General features: G+C 43.5%; 4 protein-coding genes. 2 read left to right on the top strand and 2 right to left on the bottom strand.

The window, feature by feature from the left end; all coding sequences use genetic code 11:
* Positions 1–182 precede the first annotated feature (182 nt).
* Together AC5JMF_RS30135 and AC5JMF_RS30140 are read left to right on the top strand one after the other, a co-directional pair.
* A complete protein-coding gene (locus tag AC5JMF_RS30135; RefSeq protein WP_495799380.1) occupies positions 183–599 on the top strand; it encodes a XisH family protein in 417 nt (138 codons plus the stop codon).
* Entirely contained in the window at positions 587–922 is a 336-nt protein-coding gene (locus tag AC5JMF_RS30140; RefSeq protein WP_495799381.1) for a XisI protein, read from the top strand. Before AC5JMF_RS30135 ends, AC5JMF_RS30140 begins: the two co-directional genes overlap by 13 nt.
* A 74-nt stretch (positions 923–996) precedes the next feature.
* On the opposite strand, the gene AC5JMF_RS30145 is transcribed toward AC5JMF_RS30140, so the two are convergent.
* Together AC5JMF_RS30145 and AC5JMF_RS30150 are read right to left on the bottom strand one after the other, a co-directional pair.
* Complete coding sequence (locus AC5JMF_RS30145) at positions 997–1119, bottom strand: hypothetical protein (RefSeq protein WP_495799382.1); 123 nt, start codon at positions 1117–1119, stop codon at positions 997–999.
* Positions 1120–1252: 133 nt separating this feature from the next.
* Complete coding sequence (locus AC5JMF_RS30150) at positions 1253–4057, bottom strand: plasmid replication protein, CyRepA1 family (protein WP_495799383.1); 2805 nt, start codon at positions 4055–4057, stop codon at positions 1253–1255.
* Positions 4058–4171 lie beyond the last annotated feature (114 nt).

The raw sequence follows: 4171 nt of genomic DNA on the forward strand, positions 1-4171 counted from the left end.
ATAGAACAGGGAGATTTTCTAGAGTAAGAGGTCAAATAGGGGTTTATACTTGGGATGACAAGCTAATAGCAGAATGAATGGCGCAGGGCGGTAAACGTAGCCACGCCGTAATAGTTAAGTATGCTCCTGTTTACTAAAATCTGGTTTGATTTCAGATACGATTAAAATAAACTTCAGACTTAATGGCTAAAGATGTTTTCCATCAACAGGTAAAAAACGCCTTAATCAAAGATGGGTGGATAATTACCAACGATCCTTTATATATTCGTATTAGCGATGCAGTGAAAGTACAAATAGATTTAGCCGCAGAAAATGCGATTGCCGCAGAACGTGATACCGAAAAAATAGCGGTTGAAATTAAAAGTTTTATTGCAGGTTCTGATATCAATGAATTTCATACAGCCCTTGGTCAATATCTTAATTACTGTCTAGCATTAGAGGAAAATCAACCAGAGCGAATTATCTATTTAGCAGTTCCGCATGAAACCTACTTAGATTTTTTCCAGCTTGCTTTTGTCCAACGCACGCTGCAACGTCACCAAGTTAAATTAGTAACTTATGACCCCGAAAAGGAGGAGATTCGGCAATGGATAAAATAGAACGCTATCGACAAATCATCAAACAACTCTTAACCGAACATGCACAAATCAGTTCTAATACCGATACTATTAAGCCAGAACTAATCTTTGACAATGAAAACGACCACTATCAACTAGCTTATGTAGGTTGGCAGGGTAATCAGCGGGTATTTGGCCCGATAATGCATTTTGATATCCAAAATGGAAAGATATGGATTCAATATAATGGTACAGAATCACTTGTTGCCGAGACATTAGTTGAGTTAGGTATACCTCATAAGGATATAGTTATCGGTTTTTATTCTCCGTTTAAACGTCAATTTACTTCTTACGCTGTTGAGTGATAAATGGGTTTATTCTTCTTAACTTGAGAATATTGAAGTGAGATTCTGAAACCTTGCTTTCACAACCCAACAACTTACTCCATCCACTCTACCCATTCAGGTGCAGATACAAGCAATCGAGCAAACCCATCAGGGCTTATCTCCTCAAACTCCAGCATCACTCCCCACCGCTTATCACTAGTCAGGGTACTGAGCATTTGTTTAACCTGCTCTCCCCAATAACAACAGCGCTCTTTCTCTACCGTTTCTAAAGCTTGGGAGATATCTTACGGTGTCGTGTCAATAATGAATGTACGTAATTCTTGATTATCGGTGACTGACACGAATTAACTACACCGCCTCTAACCAATCACAGACAACAGACTTACACCCATCCTCAAAGTTAACCCAGATCTGCCACTGCCCCAGGCAAGCATTCCACATAGGCTCACCATCAGCTACGCCAACAGCCTCACCCAGTTTGGAGACTAGCTGTTGGTAGAATTTGCCAACGCTCTCTAAACCTTGCCTGACTTGCAGCTTTAGCCCCTTCCAGCTAGTGGTAGCAGGAGTTTCCGTTGTCGCCGCTTCATCTAAATTCTGGGAGACTTGTAGTGTCGTGTCAATCACTTGAGTATGTATATCTTTATTACTAGTGACTGACACCAAATTAGAATTTGCATTTTGACGAGCTGCTTCATCGCGACTAAGCCATCGTTCAAAAATCAAATTGCGCTCATCGGTGGGTGGGACAAATTCATAAACGCACTCCCTGTTCTCGCGCGAACCTCGCCGAGCCACATAAGTTAATCTCAGCCCAATCTTGGCCAACAACTTTTGTGCTAACGCAATCGGAGTCAGTTTCTCACTAATAGAAACATTCAAATGGTTCTTGAGAACATACCGATGTTTGAGGGCCAATGCTTTCAACTGCTGCAATTTCTCATCACTCCCTCGTAACCTTTCCCCAGGTGTTAGTAATTGCAGAATACCCAGACTCTCCAACAATAACACCGCGCTCATCATCTGACATGAGTTAAAGTCCGGCTTCCAAACCGCATTTCCCCCTGATTCAATCTGAGACTTGGCTCTCTTTGCATCACGAGTGGTAAGAAACTCTCGCCCCAATGTCAAATAGTAGTGCATCCGCAGTTGAGGATACCAACCATCATCATCTCTTGCAACCAAATCAGGGGTGACTTCAATTTCATAGCGACGAGCTAATTCCGCCTTGCGCTGCTGATGTCGTTCAGTTTTGGTCTTAGCCCGTTGCTCTTGAAGCTTCTTAAGTTGGCTTTCAGTGAGTTCCTCAGCTGTGGCGATCGCCTGACACTCGGCACTATACAATTGCTCTGAAGCGGCCTGAACCTCCTCCAATACTTCCTTAGTTTCATCTGAATCAATATCATCAGCTTCAATAATGGTATAGCCATCATCCACTACCCCAGCAAGTACAGACTCTCGATAGCGCCTCATCTGGGCATTAATCACACAACTGCGCTTGGCCCAAGTTTGTAAAGATTCCGGCTGAAAGTTTTCATCAATACAGCTGTAATCAGAATTATCCGCCGCCGACAGTAGCGCGATATTCTCTCTAGTGGTAGTGTGTTGACTAGCCAGTAATGCCCCCATCGATGTTGAGCCATTACCAATAACCCCCATCCCCCGCTCTTTCACCCAAATATGGCGGTCTACATTCTCCCTTAACCTAGCCAGCATTTGACGCACAGAGTTAACGGGTTGTACTCCCTGAAATATTCCCCAAACAGAGTCAAAGTGACCTTTAATATCAATAGATACCCCAGTTTCCAAACTTGGTGAAGCTATTACTAGGTCATACTGGGTAAGGATTTCATTCAGGTGAGAGATACAGCCATATGCAGGATGGTTTGGATCTGAGACCGACTCGCTATCAATCCGCAAGATTCGCAGATGTGGGAATTTACGACAAAACCGTTCTTCTAGGGCTTGTGTCCCCCACTTCGATTTGACTTTCTGGGCAGAACAGCACAGCAAGTAATGACCGCCTGAAGCGATCGCCTTATCAAGAGCCGCAATCAAATTCTTAGGATTATTGCCAGAGTAGTTGTAGCATTTTCCTGCATTGTACTGATAATTGTTGACGATCACGAACGGGTTAACTTTAATTTCTCCCGCAAGAGAAAGAATATAGTTAACATCACAATCGGAGATGTCAGCGCTTGATAAATAGATTTTCCCGTGTTCGCTGCCCAAAACATTTTGAATCAACTGCTTGAGGTTCTTTAAAATGGCAACACGACGCCTAGCCACTTCTGTTTGTGAGTTGAGAAGATGCCAGAAAACCTGATCGCACTCGTCAATGATAACCACATCATTTGACCAGTCATTGGGGTTGAATTGAGACTGACTTTCATGGTGCAATGAATCTACACAAACACCATAACCTAACAAATCCCCAGTTTCTTCAGAGCGCATTTCGGTGACGTAGTTCACACCAAAGCGATCGCATAAGGCTTGCCCTAACTGAATACGATGGGTGATAATTAATACTCTGCGCCCTTGTTCGTGGGCTTTGGCAACCTCAAGGGACAACCATTGTGTTTTACCTGTATTCTTAGGTGCTTTCAAGATGATTAACTTTGCGCCTTCTGGTACAAGTAGGTGTCCCAAGAATCTTTGATTTAGTGCTATGGATGGCGGATAGGTGAACAGTGTAAATAGCTTAATTTGCCATAACTTTAAAGGTTGGGCTGTATTGTACAGTGCGTGAAAAGCGTCCTGTCCTTTGGCAACGATAAAGTCATCAACACCTTTTTCGGGCCCTGGCAGATCTATAACTCGCACTTCGCACCCTTCGGCAATTAATAACCGACCCATCCGGCTAATTGCGGTTCTGACTCGTTTGACTGTTTCAGGGTTAGTGTCGTGGTCAAAGCAAATATTAATCTGTCTTCCCTTGGTAGCGAAATGCTGGATGTCTGGGATGAGGTATGGCTTACCATTGAGTGTACCGTACTCGTCTTTTGGTGTGCGGTAGCCAGCGTTAACACCGGGGACGGCGATTGTTGCATAGCCAGCACTTAACATAGAGGCTGCTTTTTTGACGCCTTCGACAATTGAGATGGGAACATGACGCCGCCATACCCAATACCAAAATCCCCAAGGATGTTCCAAATCTTCTTGAGTGACAGGAATACCAGAGCGGTTTGAGACTTTTAGCCATATATGCTTAGGCTGGAGTTTGGACTAATTTGGATTCAACCAGCAATTAAGAGAACAGCAAGACAA

The sequence above is a fragment of the Desmonostoc vinosum genome (assembly GCF_059505385.1).